The following is a 17827-nucleotide window of genomic DNA, read 5'->3' as shown; positions in this document are numbered from 1 at the left end:
CCGACGTACGACCACGCTCACTCGGCCTGGAGAACCAGCAGCGCGAGGTCGTCCTCGGGCAGGCCCCCGCCGAAGTCGTGCACGAGGTGCCGGATCCGCTCCGCGATCTGCTCGGCGTTCAGGCCCGCGCAGCCGGACAGGGCACGCGCCAGCCCGTCGCCGTCGTCGAACTGGCGGGAGCCGGAGCGGCGCTCGGTCACCCCGTCCGTGACGCACAGCAGGCTGTCGCCGGGCCGCAGTTCGATGGTCTCGCTGGTGTAGGTCTCGTCCTCGACGACACCCAGCAGGGTCTGCGGGCGGGCGGCGGTGCGCACCTCGCCGTCGGGGCGCAGCAGCAGGGGCAGCGGGTGTCCGGCGGAGGCGAGGGTGCAGCGGATCCCGCCGTCGTACGGGGCCAGCTCGCCGTAGAGGAGGGAGAGGAAGCGGGTCTGGGAGCCGTCCGCGTGGGCCATCGGCCGGCCGCCGGCGGCGACCAGGGCGCGGGCGGCGGCGTCGGCGGCCTCGGTGGCGTCGTCCAGCAGGAGCTGGTTGAGGCGGTCGAGGACGTCGGCGACCCGGTAGCCCTCGCGGGCCAGCAGCCTGAGCCAGGGCCGGGCGAGCCCGATCACGACCGCGGCCTCGGGGCCCTTGCCCTGCACGTCGCCGACGGCGAAGCACCAGCGGCCGTCGCCGGCCGGGAACAGGTCGTAGAAGTCGCCGCTGGGGCCGCCCTTGTCGCAGGGCTCGTAGACGAGCGCGCTGCTCACGCCGGGGATCTCGGCGACCGCGCCGGGCAGCAGCCCGCGCTGCAGGACGGCGCTGATGGTGGCCTGGCGGGCGTACTGGCGGGCCGCGCCGATGGCGAGCGCCACGCGGCGGCCGAGGTCCTCGACCAGACCGGTGACCTCGTCGGGAAACCCGGCCGCCCCGCACCGGCCGATCACCAGCGTGCCCAGCGGGCGGCCGCCGGCGATCAGCCGGTAGGCGAGCGCGGTGCCCTCGGCGCCCTCCGGGCCGAGCACGTCGCCGGGCCACGGATACGGATCCGGTCCGGACCGCACCCCTTCGAGCGAACGGGGCGGATCCTTCTCCAGGGTCCGGTGCAGCTCCTCGATGCGGTTCTCGCACGCGTGCCAGACCCGGGCGGGCCCGCCGCCGTCGCCGCCGCGCACGGTCGCCTCGTCCTCCAGCCACACCGCGCACCAGTCGGCGAGCCGGGGCACGATCAGCTGGCCGGTGAGGGCGACGACCAGGTTCTCGTCGAGCTGTCCGGCGAGCAGGTCGGAGGCCTCGGCGAGGAAGGACAGCGCGCCCCGGCCGAGCCAGTCCCGGTCGCCGCCGCGCCGCCCCGGCTGCGGCGCGAGGGCCTCGGCGGCGTCCAGGGCGTCCGCCGGCGCGGGCCCGACCGGCTCCGGCCTGCCACCGGCGGGCAGCCGGGCCCACACCGTCTTGGCGCCGACGCGGTAGGTGATGCCCCACGACTCGGCGAGGGTGGCGACCAGGCGGAGGCCGCGCCCGTACTCGAGGGAGTCGTACGACGCCTCGCCGCCGACGGGGTTGCGGGGCGCGCGGGAGGGATGCCGGTCGGTGACCTCGACCACGAACGCCCCGCACTCCTCCAGCCGCCAGTCGACCTCCACGTCCGTACCGGCGTGCACGACCGCGTTGGTCACCAGCTCGCTGACCACGGCCATCGCATCGTCCACCAACCGCCCGTCGGCGTCCCCGGGCGCCCTCACGCCCCGCTCGCCGAGGGCAGCCCGCACCAGGGAACGCGCGCACCCCGGCGCGAGGGGGCTTCCGGGCAGCACTGCGTGCCCCTGCGCCCCACGGCCGTAGGTCTCACTCTCCCGCTGCGTCGGTATGGCCGCCATGTCCATGCGGTCAGGGTGACAGAACGGGGGCGCCCATAAGCGATGAGTTACGGAAGCGGCCGGCGATGGGCGCGAACTGTGCTACAGGTGTGCTCGAACGGGGTCGGAAAAGGTGCGGAATCAGGTCACCCACGTGCCTGAGGCATAGTCCGGCCATCGCCCCCCGCTCCGGCACTCCCGTGCCCCGTGGTCCGTGCCCCGCGCCCCCAGCTCAGGCGCTCTGTTCGGGACACGGCTCGGCCCCGGAAGGGCAAGGTGCTTCCGGGGCCGGGCGGTTGGGTCACGCCTCGCGGGTGCCCGCGTACATCTCGTCGATCAGGTGCTTGTACTCCCGCTCCACCACGGGCCGCTTCAGCTTCAGGCTCGGCGTGATCTCGCCGTGTTCCACGTCGAGGTCCCGCGGCAGCAGCCGGAACTTCTTGACGGTCTGCCAGCGCTGCAGGCCCTCGTTGAGCTGCTTGACGTAGCCCTCGACCATCTCGACCGTCTGCGGCGCCGTGACGATCTCCGCGTACGACTTGCCCTCCAGGCCGTTGTCCTTGGCCCACTGGAGGATGGCGATCTCGTCCAGGGCGATGAGGGCGGTGCAGTAGTTCCGGTCGGCGCCGTGCACCAGGATGTTGGAGACGTACGGGCACACCGCCTTGAACTGGCCCTCGACCTCGGCCGGCGCGATGTACTTGCCGCCGGAGGTCTTGATGAGGTCCTTCTTGCGGTCGGTGATGCGCAGGTAGCCGTCGGGGGACAGCTCGCCGATGTCGCCGGTGTGGAACCAGCCGTCGGACTCCAGCACCTCGGCGGTCTTCTCGGGCTGCTGGTGGTAGCCCTCCATGATGCCGGGGCCGCGCAGCAGGATCTCGCCGTCCTCGGCGATGCGCACCTCGCAGCCGGGCAGCGGCTTGCCGACCGTGCCGGTGCGGTAGGCCTCGCCGGGGTTCACGAAGGAGGCCGCGGAGGTCTCGGTGAGGCCGTAGCCCTCCAGGATGTGGATGCCGGCGCCGGCGAAGAAGTAGCCGATCTCGGGGGCGAGGGCGGAGGCGCCCGAGACGCAGGCGCGCAGCCGGCCGCCGAAGGCCTCGCGGAGCTTGGAGTAGACGAGGGCGTCGGCGACCTTGTGCTTGGCGGCCAGGCCGAACGGCACGGCGTGGGTGCCGGTGCGCCGGAAGTTGTCCTGCGAGACCTTGGCGTACTCGCGGGCGACCTCGGCGGCCCACTGGAAGATCTTGTACTTGGCCCCGCCGCCCTCGCGGGCCTTGGCGGCGACGCCGTTGTAGACCTTCTCGAAGATGCGCGGCACGGCCGCCATGTACGTCGGCTGCACCACCGGAAGGTTCTCGATGATCTTGTCGACGCGGCCGTCGACGGCGGTGACGTGGCCGACCTCGATCTGGCCGGAGGTGAGGACCTTGCCGAAGACGTGGGCGAGCGGCAGCCACAGGTACTGCACGTCGTCGCCGCTGACCAGGCCGGTCGCGGCGATGGCCTTCGCCATGTACGCCCAGTTGTCGTGCGGCAGGCGCACGCCCTTGGGGCGGCCGGTGGTGCCGGAGGTGTAGATGAGGGTGGCGAGCTGGTCGCTGGTGAGCGCGGCGACCCGCTCCTTGATCAGCTCGGGGTGCTTCTCCAGGTAGGCGGCGCCGCGCTCCTCAAGCTCCGCGAGGGTGATCACCCAGTCGCCGGTCTCGACGCCGGCCGGGTCGATGACGACGACCTTGGTCAGCGCGGGCAGCTCGTCGCGCTTCTCGACGGCCTTGGCGACCTGGGCCGCGTCCTCGGCGATCAGTACCCGGCTCTCGGAGTCGGACAGGATGAACGCCGACTCGTCCGCGTTGGTCTGCGGGTAGACGGTCGTGGTGGCGCCACCCGCGCACATGATGCCGAGGTCGGCGAGGATCCACTCGACACGGGTGGAGGAGGCGAGCGCCACCCGCTGCTCCGGCTGGATGCCCAGCTCGATGAGGCCGGCCGCGATCGCGTACACCCGCTGGGCCGCCTCGGCCCAGCTCAGCGACTTCCAGTCGTCGGGCCCCTGGCCGGAGGCGGACGGGACCGGATAGCGGTAGGCCTCCGCGTCCGGTGTCGCCGTCACGCGCTCCAGGAAGAGGGCCGCCACGGACGGCGGACGGTTCTCGATCAGGGTCTGTGTGTCGCTCACGACATCCTCCGGGGCCCGCGGCAGTGCGGCTGACTCGGTGCGGCTGGGTTAACTCACGGTGGGGTTCGAGCTTGTTTAACTCGCGAGTAACTATCGAGCAGGGATCAGCGTAAGGCGCGACCGGCCGCTGCGTAAGGGGCATCGGCCTGTCACTTTCCACCGAGAGCGACGTTACGCACGCGTAGGGGCCCGCCGCACTTTCGTACGACGAGCCCCTGTGTGCCCGCTTTACGGACGTAACCCGCGGTAACCGACGGCTACTTCTTGCTCTTGGCCGACCCCGCGCTGTCATCACTGGAGAGGACGGCGATGAAGGCCTCCTGCGGAACCTCCACGGAACCCACCATCTTCATCCGCTTCTTGCCTTCCTTCTGCTTCTCCAACAGCTTCCGCTTACGGGAGATGTCACCGCCGTAGCACTTGGCGAGGACGTCCTTGCGGATGGCTCGGATGGTCTCGCGGGCGATGACCCGGGAGCCGATGGCAGCCTGGACCGGCACCTCGAAGCTCTGCCGCGGGATCAGCTCCTTGAGCTTGGCGACGAGCCGTACGCCGTACGCGTACGCCTGGTCCTTGTGGGTGATCGCCGAGAAGGCGTCCACCTTGTCGCCGTGCAGCAGGATGTCGACCTTGACCAGGGAGCTGGTCTGCTCGCCCGTGGGCTCGTAGTCCAGGGACGCGTAGCCGCGGGTCTTGGACTTCAGCTGGTCGAAGAAGTCGAAGACGATCTCCGCGAGCGGGAGCGTGTAGCGGATCTCGACCCGGTCCTCCGAGAGGTAGTCCATGCCGAGCAGGGTGCCGCGCCGGGTCTGGCACAGCTCCATGATCGCGCCGATGAACTCCGTGGGCGCCAGGATCGTGGCCCGCACGACCGGCTCGAAGACCTCGTCGATCTTCCCCTCGGGGAACTCGCTCGGGTTGGTGACGACGTGCTCGCTGCCGTCCTCCATGACCACGCGGTAGACCACGTTGGGCGCGGTGGCGATCAGGTCGAGGCCGAACTCGCGCTCCAGCCGCTCCCGGATCACGTCCAGGTGCAGCAGACCGAGGAAGCCGACGCGGAAGCCGAAGCCGAGGGCGGCGGAGGTCTCCGGCTCGTAGACCAGCGCGGCGTCGTTGAGCTGCAGCTTGTCGAGGGCCTCGCGCAGCTCGGGGTAGTCCGAGCCGTCGAGCGGATACAGACCGGAGAAGACCATCGGCTTCGGGTCCTTGTAGCCGCCGAGCGCCTCGGTGGCGCCCTTGGCCTGGCTGGTGACGGTGTCACCGACCTTGGACTGCCGGACGTCCTTCACACCGGTGATGAGGTAGCCCACCTCGCCGACCCCGAGGCCGTCCGCCGGCAGCATCTCGGGCGAGTTGACGCCGATCTCCAGCAGCTCGTGGGTCGCGCCGGTCGACATCATCCTGATGCGCTCGCGCTTGTTGAGCTGGCCGTCGATGACACGGACGTAGGTGACGACACCGCGGTAGGAGTCGTAGACCGAGTCGAAGATCATCGCGCGGGCGGGTGCGTCGGCGACCCCGACCGGCGCCGGGATCTCCTTGACGACCTTGTTCAGCAGCGCGTCGACGCCGAGGCCGGTCTTGGCGGAGACCTTGAGCACGTCCTCCGGGTCACAGCCGACCAGGTTCGCCAGCTCCTCGGCGAACTTCTCCGGCTGGGCGGCCGGCAGGTCGATCTTGTTCAGCACCGGGATGATCGTGAGGTCGTTCTCCATCGCCAGGTACAGGTTGGCGAGGGTCTGCGCCTCGATGCCCTGGGCGGCGTCGACGAGGAGGATGGTCCCCTCACAGGCGGCCAGCGACCGCGAGACCTCGTAGGTGAAGTCGACGTGCCCCGGGGTGTCGATCATGTTGAGGATGTGCGTCGTGCCCTGGTCGGGCCCCTCGGTCGGGGCCCAGGGCAGACGCACCGCCTGGGATTTGATCGTGATGCCGCGCTCGCGCTCGATGTCCATCCGGTCGAGGTACTGAGCACGCATCTGCCGCTGCTCGACCACACCGGTCAGCTGGAGCATCCGGTCGGCGAGCGTGGACTTGCCGTGGTCGATGTGCGCGATGATGCAGAAATTGCGGATCAGAGCCGGGTCGGTACGGCTCGGCTCGGGCACATGGTTAGGGGTCGCGGGCACGCAGGGTCCTGTCTCTTGAGGCGCCTTATGCCTCGGGTCGGATCGTTACGTAGTCTCCATGGTCCCACGCGGAGCGAGCGGCGACCGTTTTGGGCCGTCCGCGGGGCCGCTGGTACTGTAGATGGCTGTGCCTCATGCCCTCTCAGCGCGAGGCGCGACAGAAAATTTTTGGATCACCGGTACGGGACCCGAGCGGCCCCGCACCAGAACCTGAAAAGGCTCCTTCGTGGCGAACATCAAGTCCCAGATCAAGCGGATCAAGACCAACGAGAAGGCTCGGCTGCGCAACAAGGCCGTCAAGTCCTCCCTGAAGACCGCGATCCGCAAGGCCCGTGAGGCCGCTGCCGCGGGTGACGTCGAGAAGGCCACCGAGTACCAGCGCGCTGCCGCGCGTCAGCTCGACAAGGCCGTCTCGAAGGGCGTCATCCACAAGAACCAGGCCGCCAACAAGAAGTCGGCGCTTGCTTCCAAGGTCGCGTCCCTCAAGGGCTGAAACTCCCTTCTGATCTGACCGCCGGAAGGACCCAGAGCGGGCCCTCTCTCATCCGCTCCCGCCCGGCACCCCCGAGCCTGTACGCGGCCTGCGTTCGCCACGCGGGTACGGGCTCACCACCAGCTTGAACCGGAAACCCCGGCACCTTCCCTTCCCCAGGGCAGGTGGCGGGGTTTTTGGCATACGGGGGTTGAGGTGCCGCACGGGGCGCTCGGTGCCACGCGAGGCTCGGTGCCTACGCAGGGATTGGGCCACGCGGGGCTGAGCGCCGCACGCGGAGCTTGCTTGCGCCACGCGAGGGCTCGGTGCCGCATGCGGGGACTGGGCCACACGGGCGCTCGGTGCCGCATGCGGGGCTTGGGTCACCGGAGCAGAGCCCCGGCGCGCTCAACCGCGCCCGCGCGACCGAGCGGCCCGTGCGATCACCACGACCGCCTTCTCCAGCGCGTACTCGGGATCGTCCCCGCCCCCCTTCACCCCGGCGTCGGCCTCGGCGACAGCCCTGAGCGCCACCGCCACCCCATCCGGCGTCCACCCCCGCATCTGCTGCCGCACCCGGTCGATCTTCCACGGCGGCATCCCCAGCTCACGCGCCAGGTCGGCAGGCCGCCCGCCCCGGGCCGACGAGAGCTTCCCGATCGCCCGCACGCCCTGGGCGAGCGCACTGGTGATCATCACCGGCGCCACTCCCGTCGCCAGCGACCATCTGAGCGCCTCCAGCGCCTCCGCCGTACGCCCCTCCACGGCCCGGTCGGCGACCGTGAAGCTGGAGGCCTCGGCCCGGCCGGTGTAGTACCGCCCGACGACCGCCTCGTCGATCGTCCCCTCCACGTCGGCGACCAGCTGCGAGACCGCCGAGGCCAGCTCCCGCAGATCACTGCCGATCGCGTCGCAGAGCGCCTGGCACGCCTCGGGCGTGGCCGACCGTCCGAACCCCCGGAACTCCCCTCTCACGAACGCCAGCCGGTCCGCCGGCTTGGTCATCTTCGGACAGGCCACCTCCCGCGCGCCCGCCTTGCGCGCGGCGTCCAGCAGCCCCTTGCCCTTCGCGCCGCCCGCGTGCAGCAGCACGAGCGTGATCTCCTCCGCGGGCGCCCCCAGGTACGCCTTCACGTCCTTGATCGTGTCGGCCGACAGGTCCTGCGCGTTGCGTACGACCACGACCTTGCGCTCGGCGAAGAGCGACGGACTCGTCAGCTCGGCGAGCGTGCCGGGCTGCAACTGGTCCGGGGTGAGGTCTCGTACGTCCGTGTCGGCGTCGGCGGCCCTGGCGGCGGCCACCACCTCCTGCACGGCACGGTCGAGCAGGAGGTCCTCCTGGCCCACGGCGAGAGTCACCGGGGCGAGAGGGTCGTCATTCGCAGTCTTCCTGGCCATCACTCACAGCATCCCACGCGGCACTGACAACGAACCGGCCCCGACCCCTGACCGGTCCCCGACCGACCCCTGAACCCGCCTCAGGGGCGCACGACTCCCCTGCGCGCCGGGGGCCGGCTGCTCGCTCCTGGGGGCGGCTCTGCACGGTCATGGCTCCTCACGACGGGGTGGCTGCACGGTCTCGGCTCGTCACGACCGGGGGCGGCTCCCCGCGCCCGAGGGCGGCCTCGGACGGTCACGGCTCCTCGCGCCAGCCGTCCCACTCGCCGGCGAAGGCGTCCAGCTCGGCGGGGTCGAGTCGTTCGTCCTCGTCGTGCAGGACGACCAGCCACTGGGCGTCCTCGGCGTCGTCCTCGCCGGCCAGGGCGTCCCGGACGAGCCGGGGTTCCTCGTCGATGCCGAACCGCTCCCCGAGCGCCTCGGCCGCCTCCTCGGCGGCGTCGCGGTCGGGCAGCACCAGCACGTGTCTCACATCGCTCACCGGGCCATTCTCCGGCACCCCGACATCGCGGAAGCACCAGGTCAGTGCCCGGGCACGATCTGTACGTCGAGACCGACGCGGATGCCGGGCCGACCGCCGCGATGCTCCGCGCCGACATGGTCTGCCGGCCGACCCTGCAGTCGTCGCGGTGGAGTTCGGTGGCGAGCCGGCCCCCCTCTCGGTTCGGCCGCCGGGTTCAACTGCCCTGTCTGACCACGCGCAGCCCTCCATCCGCCCCTCCGCTCCCGCCGACCGCGAGCGCGCCGTCCCGGTCCGTGCGCAGCACCACCGCCCCGCCTGCCCGCAGGGCCGCCACGGTCGCCGGTGCCGGGTGGCCATAGGGGTTGTCGGTGCCACAAGAAATGAGGGCGATCCGCGGGGCCGCCAGCCGTATCAGCTCCGGGTCCTGATACGCGGACCCGTGATGGGCGACCTTGAGCACGTCCACCCCGGCCAGCTCGGCCGCCACCGGTGACCGCAACAGCTCCTGCTGGGCGGGAGGTTCGAGGTCCCCGAGCAACAACAGCCGCAGTCCGCCGGTGCGAGCGAGCAGTGCGACGCTGGCGTCATTCGGGCCGTCCGGCTCCGGTGCCGGGTCCGGCAAGGGCCACAGCACCCGCCAGGTGAGCGCTCCGGTGCGCCGTTCCTCTCCCGCCACGGCCCGGGTGAGCGGGATGTGCCGCTCGGCCGCCTCCCTTCGCACGAACGCGACCTGGTCCGCGGGTTCTTCGAAGCCGGTGGTCTCGATCCCGGCGACCGAGCGGCCCCGCAGCACGCCGGCCAGGCCCGCGACATGGTCCGCGTGGAAGTGGGTCAGGACGACGAGCGGGATGCGGGTGATGCCCAGCTCCCGCAGGCAGTGGTCGACCAGTTCCGGATCGGGCCCGGCGTCCACGACCACCCCCGTCCCCTCCCCGGCCGCCAGCACCGTGGCGTCGCCCTGCCCGACATCGCACATCGCGAACCGCCAACCCGGCGGCGGCCAGCCCGTGACCACCCGGGTCAGCGGAGCCGGCCGCACCACCGCCAGCAGCAGAAGCACGCCGAGCGCACCGCACCACCAGGGGTGCCGCAGCAACCGCCGCCCCGCGAGGACGACGACCACGGTCACGGCAGCGAGCAGCAGCGCCCCCGCCCAGCTGCCCGGCCAGTCCACTCCCCCACCGGGCAGCGCCGCCCCGGTCCTGGCCACCCCGGCGATCCATCCGGCCGGCCAACCCGCGCACCAGGCCAGCGCCTTGGCCAGGGGCATGGCCACCGGCGCCGCCGCGAGCGCCGCGAACCCCAGCACGGTGGCCGGCGCGACCGCCATCTCGGCCAGCAGGTTGCAGGGCACCGCCACCAGGCTCACCCGGGCCGACAGCACCACCACGACCGGCGCGCACACGGCCTGCGCGGCAGCGGCCGCCGCCAGCGCCTCCGCGAGCCGCGCGGGCACTCGGCGCCGCCGCAGCGCCTCGCTCCAGCGGGGCGCCAGCACGAGCAGCGCGCCGGTGGCCAGCACCGAGAGGAGGAAGCCGTAACTGCGGGCCAGCCACGGGTCGTACAGCACCAACAGCAGGACGGCCGCGGCCAGCGCGGGGATCAGGGATCTGCGGCGCCCGGTGGCCAGGGCCAGCAGGGCGACCGAGCCGCAGGCCGCGGCCCGCAGCACGCTGGGGTCGGGCCGGCACACGATCACGAAGCCCAGCGTCAGCACCCCCGCGAGCAGGGCGGTGGCCCGCAGCGAGAGCCCGAGACGCGGGGCGAGTCCACGGCGCTCGATCTGCTGGGCCAGGCCGGGAGGACCGATGAGCAGGGCGAGCAGGATCGTGAGGTTGCTGCCGGAGACGGCGAGGGTATGGGCCAGGTCCGTCTCCTTGAAGGCATCGTCCAGTTCAGGGGTGATCCGCGAGGTGTCCCCGACGACCAGCCCGGGGAGCAGCGCCCGCGCATCCGCAGGAAGCCCCTCGGTCGCCTCGCGCAGCTCGGCCCTGAGCCGGCCCGCCAGCCGTTGCGATCCGCTCGGCCCCGCCACGACCTCGGGACCCGGCCGCCCCCGCACCCGCAGCACGGCCGCGGTCCGGTCACCGCCCGTCATGGCCGGTGCGAGCCGCCCGCTCACGCGCAGCCGTGTGGAGGGCAGCAGCCCGAGCCAGGCCGAGCGTCCCCCCTTCGTTTCCCGGGCCCCGCTGCCAGGCGGCCCCGGCGGCCCGATCCGTCCCGCTGAGCCTCCGGTCCTCGCCCCCAACGTGGCAGCCCCTTCCGGTGCCGGAACCTCCGCGTCGACGACCAGCAGCACCGGACTACGCGTCCGCACGCCTGCGCCTGCCCCGGCCCCGGCCCTTGCCCCGTCACCGTCCTCGACACGCAGCACCTCGGCCCGCGCCAGCACCGCCACCGGCGCCGCGTGATCGCCCCGCACCCGCGGTCTGCTCAGCCAAGGGTCGCCATTCAGCTCCACCTCAGCGGTCACGATCGCGAACCGCCGAGCCAGCTCAGGTACCGGCCCGCGCCGCACATCCGCCCCGTGCAGCCCGGCCGAGAGGGCTGCCGCGGCCACACAGAGCAACACGGCGGCGATCGGCACACGGGCCCACCCGGGCCGAGCAGTTGCGAGCCGAGCCACAGGGCCACCCACAGGTCCACCCGCAGGGCCAGGCCAGTTCACAGGTCGCGCGGGCCGACGCGGGTTTCGAGCGCCCGCCCGCCTCGACGGACTTGGCCGTCCCGACGGCGCCTTCCGCCTCGACCGCCTCGACCGCAACGGCATCGGCCACCGAGTCGACAGCATGACGAACCCGACGATCAGACAGACGACCGCGACACCGATGCCCCAACCCGGCGGAGCAACCACGACCACGGCCGCTGTCGCCCAGGCCGCGAGCGCGGGCGGCACGAGCCGCAGGTCCGACGGGGCTTCCTGCCGTGGCCGAGCGCTCCTCTCCTGCACACCAGCGGCGGCCGACATGTGTGGCCGCTCGGCTCCCCGCCCCGGGGACCGCTCCCCGCGCTCCGGCGCCGCGTCGTCCAGCGACCCGTTCATGGCCGCACCAAGGGGCGCAGATCGGAGAAGCGGCGGTCGCCGATGCCGTTGACCTGGCGTAACTCGTCCACCGAGCGGAAGCCGCCGTGCCGGGTGCGGTAGTCGATGATGTGCTGGGCAAGCACCGGGCCGACCCCGGGCAGAGTGTCGAGTTGGTCCGCGGTCGCCGTGTTGAGCGAGACCGGGGCCGCGGGGCCGCCCGCAGGCCCGCCCGGCGGGGCCGGACCGGCCGCGCTGCCCGGCCCGGGAGGTGCGGCCGCCGCTGGGGGTGCGGGCACGCCGACGACGATCTGTTCGCCGTCCACCAGGAAGCGGGCCCGGTTGAGCCCCTCGGTGCTGGCACCCGGCCGCACCCCGCCCGCCGCCTTCAGCGCGTCCACCACACGTGCGCCGGCCGGCAGGCGACGGATCCCCGGATTGCGGACCTTGCCGCTGACGTCCACGACGATCTCCCCGCCCGGCGAGTTCGCAGCACTCACGGATCCACTGGGCTTCGCCCCCTCGTCCTTCGTGGCGGACGACGCCTCCGCGCGCACCACCTGAGGGGCGCTCACGGTCTGCGTGCGGCCCGCCCAGAAGTGCTGGGCCGCGAACGCACCGGCGGCCACGAGCACCACGGCCAGCGCGATCACACCTCGCCGCTCCACTCCGCACCGTGCCTGCACCCACACCGGCACCCGCTCCCGCAGCGCGAGCCCCGCCCGCTCCCGCCAGCCCGGCCCGGGAAACTCCGCTTCCTCCCCCACATCGCCTGCCGGATCGGCGAGTTGCCGCGCGGCTGTGGTGGTGTCGCCCGGAGCGTCCGCGGGCTCGGGCGACCCCGCCGCTTCCACGACACGCTCTCGCGCCTCGTCGACCGCGGCCCGCGCTCCACTCGCCCCACCCGCAGTCGCAGTCCCAGACTCAGCCGCAGCCCCGTCCTGCCCGCCCCCAGGCGCCACACCGTCCGGCCCGGCCCCGGCCGTCCGCAACCCGACCGCCACCCCCGTCACGGCCGCCGTGCTCGCCGGCGCCCGCGCCTCACCTTCCGGCGGGCCCTTGCCCGACTCCCGCCAGACTCCGGCTCGTTCGCCGAAGATGAGTTCCGCACGGCGGCGCAGCTCCTCCGCGGGAGCGGGTGGGCGGTGCCGGGCTCGGCGGTGCTCGGTGGGCCGGCGGTGGCGGACGCGGCCGTCGGAGGCGGGGCCGCGACCGGGACCGCTGGTCGGAGCGGCTGTGCGTGAACGTGATCGAAGTGCCATGCGACGAGGATCGGGCATCTCGCCGCTTCACGATGATCTTGGTCAATTCCCGGGGATTACCGCCCAGTTGTGGAAAACCGCGCCACCCGTACGGGTGAGGGCGGACCCCGTAGGCCAGACGTCAACGCGGCGAGACGACCACGCCGAGGAGACCGGGCCCGGTGTGCGCCCCGATCACCGCGCCGACCTCGCTGACATGCAGGTCCGCCAGCCCAGGTACCCGCTCGCGCAGCCGGTCGGCGAGGGCGGAGGCGCGGTCGGGGGCGGCGAGGTGGTGCACGGCGATGTCGACATCGGCGCCGCCCGCCCGCTCGATGACGATCTCTTCGAGGCGGGCGATCGCCTTGGACGCCGTACGGACCTTCTCGAGGAGGTCGATGCGGCCGCCGTCCAGCTGGAGCAGTGGTTTGACGGCGAGCGCGGATCCGAGCAGGGCCTGTGCGGCGCCGATACGGCCACCGCGGCGCAGGTAGTCGAGGGTGTCGACGTAGAAGTAGGCGGAGGTGCCCGCGGCCCGCTTCTCGGCGGCCGTCACGGCTTCGTCCACCGTGCCGCCCGACTCTGCCGCCTCGGCCGCGGCCAGGGCGCAGAAGCCCAGCGCCATCGCGACCATCCCGGTGTCCACGACCCGCACCGGCACGGGTGCCTCGCGTGCCGCCAGGACCGCGGCGTCGTACGTGCCGGAGAGTTCGGCGGACAGGTGCAGGGAGACGATGCCGCTCGCACCCGACTCGGCGACCTTGCGGTAGGTTTCCGCGAACTCCTGCGGGCTGGGGCGGGAGGTGGTGACCGGGCGCCGCTTCTGCAGTGCCTGGGCCAGCGAGCGGGTGGAGATCTCGGTGCCCTCTTCGAGCGCCTCGTCACCCAGGACCACGGTCAACGGCACCGATGTGATGCCGTGGCGCTCCATCGTCAGCGGCGGCAGGTAGGCCGTTGAATCGGTGACGATCGCGACATGGCGGGACATGAGCTGGAGGTTACCTGTCGTAGCGCCCGCACGGCAGTCCGGCCCCTGCCTGCATGACCATGAGGGGCAGGCTCACGCGGTGCTCTCGGGGCGGGGCTTCTTCTCCCACGGGTAGGTGGGCCGCCCCGTCGGCGGGGTGATCGCGCGGTTCGTGGGCTGCTCACCCGGACGTGAGCCGGGTGTTTCCGGCCAGGTCTGCTGCCGGGTTGCCGGACCGTCGGCGGCCGGCGGGGCGTCGGGCCAGGGCGTGGCACCCGGCGCCGTGTCGGTGCGTGTCCAGTGGCGCAGGGCTCCCGCTTCGACGTCGATCTGCGCGCTGAGCACGTCCAGGTCGTCCTCGGCGAAGCGGTGGGCGCGGTCGCGGGCGGCCCAGCGCAGGGAGTCCGCGGACTTGGTGATGCGCTCGGTGCGGCTGTGCAGTTCGGGCAGCCGCGCGGCGAGTGTGGCCCGGTCCGGCTCCGACTCCAGGCGTTTGAGGTCGGCGTCCAGTTCGAGCCCGTGCGCGCTGAGCCGCTCGAAGAGGGCGAGGGACTCCTTCAGCGACTCGTCCTCGGCCACGCCCGCGTGCAGCGCGTCCTGGGTGGCGCGCATCGACGTGCGCAGTGCGAGCCGGAGTTGGGCGATCTCGCCGACCGGGCCGGGCTGGGCGAAGGACTTGGCGCGCAGGGTGTGGTCCTCGACCGTGCGGCGGGCCTGGGCGATCGTGCGGTCCACTCCGCGCTTGGCGGCGCCGACGGCCTTGACGGTGGCGTAGACGCCGAGGCCGACGAAGAGGAGGAAGAGCAGGACGAACACGGTGACCACTGTTTCCATGACGCTCCTCCTCGCCTGTCACGGCACCGGCCGCCGCACTCTCCACGGTAAACGCAGCGGGCAGGTCCGGAGTTCCGGAAGAACCCCGAACCTGCCCGTAGGGGACTACCCCGACGCCGGCCGCACCCGGCGCACCGTCGTCACGCGGGAACGATGTTGACCAGCTTGGGCGCCCGCACGATCACCTTGCGAATGCCCGCGCCGTCCAGCGCCGCGACGACCTTCTCGTCGGACAGCGCCACCTTCTCCAGCTCCTCCTCGGAGATGGCCGGCGGCACCTCCAGGCGGGCCTTGACCTTGCCCTTGATCTGCACGACGCAGGTCACGGTCTCGTCCACCACGTACTGCGGGTCGGCGACCGGGAAGTCCTGGTGGACGACCGAGTCGGTGTGGCCCAGCCTGCGCCACAGCTCCTCGGCGATGTGCGGGGCCAGCGGGGCGACCATCAGCACCAGCGGCTCGGCGACCGAGCGCGGCAGGGCGCCACCGGCCTTGGTCAGGTGGTTGTTCAGCTCCGTGACCTTGGCGATGGCCGTGTTGAAGCGCAGGCCCTCCAGGTCCTGGCGCACGCCGTCGACGGCCTTGTGCAGGGCGCGCAGCGTCTCCTCGTCGGGCTCGGCGTCGGTGACGGTGACCTCGCCGGTGTTCTCGTCGACGATGTTGCGCCACAGCCGCTGCAGCAGCCGGAACTGGCCGACCACCGCGCGCGTGTCCCACGGCCGGGAGACGTCCAGCGGGCCCATGGCCATCTCGTACAGGCGCAGGGTGTCGGCGCCGTACTCGGCGGCGATCTCGTCCGGGGTCACCGCGTTCTTCAGGGACTTGCCCATCTTGCCCAGCAGGCGGGTGACCTTCTCGCCCTCGAAGTGGTAGGCGCCGTCGCGCTCCTCCACCTCGGCGGCCGGCACCGCGATGCCACGGCTGTCGCGGTAGACGTAGGCCTGGATCATGCCCTGGTTGAACAGCTTGTGGAACGGCTCGGCGGAGGAGACGTACCCCAGGTCGTACAGGACCTTGGACCAGAAGCGCGCGTACAGCAGGTGCAGCACGGCGTGCTCGGCGCCGCCGACGTACAGGTCGACACCGCCGTGCGGCTGGCCCTCGCGCGGGCCCATCCAGTACTGCTCGATCTCGGGGTCGACCAGCTGGTGCTCGTTGTGCGGGTCCAGGTAGCGGAACTCGTACCAGCAGGAACCGGCCCAGTTGGGCATGGTGTTGGTCTCGCGGCGGTACTTCTTCGGCCCGTCGCCCAGGTCCAGGGTGACGTTGACCCATTCCTCGTTGCGCGACAGCGGCGTCTCGGGCTGGGTGTCGGCGTCGTCCGGGTCGAAGGTGCGCGGGCTGTAGTCCTCGACCTCGGGCAGCTCCAGGGGCAGCATCGACTCGGGCAGCGCGTGGGCGACGCCGTCCTCGTCGTAGACGATCGGGAAGGGCTCGCCCCAGTAGCGCTGGCGGCTGAACAGCCAGTCGCGCAGGCGGAAGTTGACGGTGCCCTCGCCGATGCCCTTGCGGGCCAGCCACTCGGTGATGCGGGCCTTGGCCTCGACGACGCCCAGGCCGTCCAGCTTCACGTCCTCGGTGGCGGAGTTGACGATCTTCGCGTCGTACGACACGAAGGCCTCGTCCCACGTCGAGGGGTCGGTGCCGCGGCCGTCGGTCGGCTCGACCACGCAGCGGATCGGCAGCTCGAAGGCGCGCGCGAAGGCGAAGTCGCGGCTGTCGTGCGCCGGGACGGCCATGATCGCGCCGGTGCCGTAGCCCATCAGGACGTAGTCGGCGATGAAGACCGGGACCTTCTCGCCGTTGACGGGGTTGGTCGCGAAGGCGCCGGTGAAGACGCCGGTCTTGTCCTTGGCCTCGGCCTGGCGTTCGACGTCGGACTTCGAGGCGGCCTGCGCGCGGTAGGCGGCTACGGCCTCGGCCGGGGTGGCGTGGCCGCCGGTCCACACCTCGTGCGTGCCCTCGGGCCACGCCTCGGGGGTGAACTTCTCGACCAGCGGGTGCTCGGGCGCCAGCACCATGTAGGTCGCGCCGAACAGGGTGTCCGGGCGGGTGGTGAAGATCGTGATGTGCTCGCCGTCGATCGGGAAGTCGACGCGGGCGCCCTCGCTGCGGCCGATCCAGTTGCGCTGCTGCAGCTTGATGGCCTCGGGCCAGTCCAGCTCCTCCAGGTCCTCCAGCAGCCGGTCCGCGTAGGCGGTGATGCGCATGTTCCACTGGCGCAGCTTGGCCTTGAAGACGGGGAAGTTGCCGCGCTCGGAGCGGCCGTCGGCGGTGACCTCCTCGTTGGCCAGCACGGTGCCCAGGCCGGGGCACCAGTTGACGGGCGAGTCGGAGGCGTAGGCCAGCCGGAACTCGCTCAGGACGTCGGCACGCTCGGTGGCGGTCAGTTCGTTCCACGCGCGCGTGTGCCCCGGTACGCCGCGCTCACCGGACTCGAACTGGGCGATCAGCTCGGAGATGGGGCGGGCCTTGCGGGCCTCGTCGTCGTACCAGGAGTTGAAGATCTGCAGGAAGATCCACTGGGTCCACTTGTAGTAGTCCGGGTCGATCGTGGCGAACGACCGGCGCTTGTCGTGGCCCAGGCCCAGCCGGCGCAGCTGGGCCTTCATGTTCTCGATGTTGGCCTCGGTGGACACGCGCGGGTGCGTGCCGGTCTGCACGGCGTACTGCTCGGCGGGCAGGCCGAAGGCGTCGAAGCCCAGGGTGTGCAGGACGTTGTGACCGGTCATGCGCTGGAACCGGGCGTAGACGTCGGTGGCGATGTAGCCCAGCGGGTGGCCGACGTGCAGGCCCGCACCGGACGGGTACGGGAACATGTCCATGATGAACTTCTTGGGCTTGGCCACCAGAGCGGAGTCGCCGGCCAGGTCACCCTTGGGGTTCGGCGCCGCGTAGGTGCCGTCGACGTCCCAGAAGTCCTGCCAGCGTGCCTCGATCTCGGCTGCCATGGCGGCCGTGTAGCGGTGCGGCGCGGCCACCTCGGCGGTGGCAGCGGGGTTCGTCTCGCTCATGATCCTCAAAGCTCCATCGATCGTCTCTGCCTGCGGCTGTGTCCTTTTAGAAACGAAAAAACCCCTCGCACAGGAGGGGACGCCGCGCCGATGCCGACCACACGGCTTCACCGGCGGTCGGTACTGATCAGCGCGGCCCGCTAAGCAGAAGGCGTACGGCACGCATGGCGCTAGGGTACCGCAGCCCTTGAGCAAGCCGCGACGCACTTCCGTATGCCTTGTGGACATGCCACGAACCCGACCAGAACTGAACGAAGGTCAAGGATTACTTCGCGT

The 17827-nt window shown here is 72.0% G+C and carries 11 protein-coding genes; 1 reads left to right on the top strand and 10 read right to left on the bottom strand.

Features of this window, described 5'->3' with window-relative positions; genetic code table 11:
- Positions 1 to 17: 17 nt before the first annotated feature.
- The 3 genes from ABZ865_RS01615 to lepA all read right to left on the bottom strand — a co-directional run bounded on the left by ABZ865_RS01615 (position 18) and on the right by lepA (position 6140).
- Positions 18 to 1853: a SpoIIE family protein phosphatase gene (locus ABZ865_RS01615; protein ID WP_361224303.1), complete on the bottom strand. Its 1836-nt coding sequence runs from the start codon at positions 1851 to 1853 to the stop codon at positions 18 to 20.
- A gap of 280 nt (positions 1854 to 2133) precedes the next feature.
- Positions 2134 to 4008 carry an AMP-dependent synthetase/ligase gene (locus ABZ865_RS01610; RefSeq protein ID WP_361222318.1) on the bottom strand — a complete coding sequence of 625 codons (1875 nt, stop codon included), beginning with the start codon at positions 4006 to 4008 and terminating at the stop codon, positions 2134 to 2136.
- Between the two features lie 257 nt (positions 4009 to 4265).
- Positions 4266 to 6140, bottom strand: coding sequence for a translation elongation factor 4 (gene lepA / locus ABZ865_RS01605; RefSeq protein ID WP_361222316.1), 1875 nt, complete (start codon positions 6138 to 6140; stop codon positions 4266 to 4268).
- A 226-nt stretch (positions 6141 to 6366) separates the two neighbouring features.
- On the opposite strand from lepA, the gene rpsT reads away from it, so the two are divergent.
- Positions 6367 to 6633, top strand: a complete 267-nt coding sequence (gene rpsT / locus ABZ865_RS01600; protein WP_015660447.1) for a 30S ribosomal protein S20 — start codon at positions 6367 to 6369, stop codon at positions 6631 to 6633.
- A 387-nt stretch (positions 6634 to 7020) separates the two neighbouring features.
- Here the strand turns inward: rpsT and holA are convergent, their stop codons facing one another.
- From holA to leuS, 7 genes are all read right to left on the bottom strand, one after another.
- Entirely contained in the window at positions 7021 to 8010 is a 990-nt protein-coding gene (gene holA / locus ABZ865_RS01595; RefSeq protein WP_361222314.1) for a DNA polymerase III subunit delta, read from the bottom strand.
- Positions 8011 to 8245: 235 nt separating this feature from the next.
- A complete protein-coding gene (locus tag ABZ865_RS01590) occupies positions 8246 to 8491 on the bottom strand; it encodes a hypothetical protein (RefSeq protein WP_361222312.1) in 246 nt (81 codons plus the stop codon).
- Between the two features lie 196 nt (positions 8492 to 8687).
- Positions 8688 to 11441, bottom strand: a complete 2754-nt coding sequence (locus tag ABZ865_RS01585; protein WP_361224300.1) for a ComEC/Rec2 family competence protein — start codon at positions 11439 to 11441, stop codon at positions 8688 to 8690.
- 71 nt (positions 11442 to 11512) lie between these two features.
- Entirely contained in the window at positions 11513 to 12757 is a 1245-nt protein-coding gene (locus ABZ865_RS01580; RefSeq protein WP_361222310.1) for a ComEA family DNA-binding protein, read from the bottom strand.
- Positions 12758 to 12878: 121 nt separating this feature from the next.
- A complete protein-coding gene (locus ABZ865_RS01575; RefSeq protein ID WP_361222309.1) occupies positions 12879 to 13724 on the bottom strand; it encodes a DegV family protein in 846 nt (281 codons plus the stop codon).
- A gap of 72 nt (positions 13725 to 13796) precedes the next feature.
- Positions 13797 to 14537, bottom strand: a complete 741-nt coding sequence (locus ABZ865_RS01570) for a hypothetical protein (RefSeq protein WP_361222307.1) — start codon at positions 14535 to 14537, stop codon at positions 13797 to 13799.
- Positions 14538 to 14677: 140 nt separating this feature from the next.
- Positions 14678 to 17551: a leucine--tRNA ligase gene (leuS, locus tag ABZ865_RS01565; RefSeq protein ID WP_361222305.1), complete on the bottom strand. Its 2874-nt coding sequence runs from the start codon at positions 17549 to 17551 to the stop codon at positions 14678 to 14680.
- Positions 17552 to 17827: the final 276 nt, after the last annotated feature.

This window comes from Streptomyces sp. NPDC047085, assembly GCF_040643735.1.
Lineage (GTDB): Bacteria > Actinomycetota > Actinomycetes > Streptomycetales > Streptomycetaceae > Streptomyces.
Note: the sequence above shows the minus strand (reverse complement) of the source record. Positions and strands in the feature narration are given on the sequence as shown.

Coding starts and splice junctions, on each gene's coding strand:
- ABZ865_RS01615 (WP_361224303.1), bottom strand. CDS start 1,853: ATGGCGGCCATACCGACGCAGCGGGAGAGTGAGACCTACGGCCGTGGG.
- holA (WP_361222314.1), bottom strand. CDS start 8,010: ATGGCCAGGAAGACTGCGAATGACGACCCTCTCGCCCCGGTGACTCTC.
- ABZ865_RS01585 (WP_361224300.1), bottom strand. CDS start 11,441: ATGTCGGCCGCCGCTGGTGTGCAGGAGAGGAGCGCTCGGCCACGGCAG.
- ABZ865_RS01580 (WP_361222310.1), bottom strand. CDS start 12,757: ATGGCACTTCGATCACGTTCACGCACAGCCGCTCCGACCAGCGGTCCC.
- ABZ865_RS01575 (WP_361222309.1), bottom strand. CDS start 13,724: ATGTCCCGCCATGTCGCGATCGTCACCGATTCAACGGCCTACCTGCCG.
- ABZ865_RS01570 (WP_361222307.1), bottom strand. CDS start 14,537: ATGGAAACAGTGGTCACCGTGTTCGTCCTGCTCTTCCTCCTCTTCGTC.
- leuS (WP_361222305.1), bottom strand. CDS start 17,551: ATGAGCGAGACGAACCCCGCTGCCACCGCCGAGGTGGCCGCGCCGCAC.